Source organism: Micromonospora sp. LOL_025 (assembly GCF_048060285.1).
In the GTDB taxonomy this organism is placed as follows: Bacteria; Actinomycetota; Actinomycetes; order Mycobacteriales; family Micromonosporaceae; genus Micromonospora.
This window is the reverse complement of the sequence record NZ_JBHMIR010000146.1, coordinates 1-355: the sequence shown is the minus strand read 5'-3', so window position 1 is coordinate 355 and position 355 is coordinate 1. Positions and strand designations below refer to the sequence as shown.

1 protein-coding gene is annotated in these 355 nt (G+C 73.8%); it reads left to right on the top strand.

Annotated features, from left to right (window positions below):
* Nucleotides 1-355 (top strand): AMP-binding protein (locus ACFHW0_RS31880; protein ID WP_416613336.1); only part of this gene is annotated, 355 nt, incomplete at both ends.

Below are 355 nucleotides of genomic sequence, written 5' to 3'. Positions count from 1 at the left end.
CGTCGCCATCCTCATCGCCGCACACCCCCACGACACCGACACACCCCCCGGCGTCGTCACCCTCGCCCCGCACCGCTCCACCTCCCCGGCGGCACCCCGGGTCGACATCCACCCGGAGCAGGTGGCGTACGTCATCCACACCTCCGGGTCGACGGGCGTCCCCAAGGGCGTCATGGTCGCCCACCACGCGCTGGCCAACCTCGTCCGGTGGCACCTGGACACCTATCCGAGCGGCCCCGGCGAGCACCACGGCCAGATCGCCAGCCTCGGCTTCGACGCCGCCGTCTGGGAGATCTGGCCCGCGCTGGTCAGCGGCGCCACCCTGCACATCGCCGACCCCGCGCACCGCCTCGAC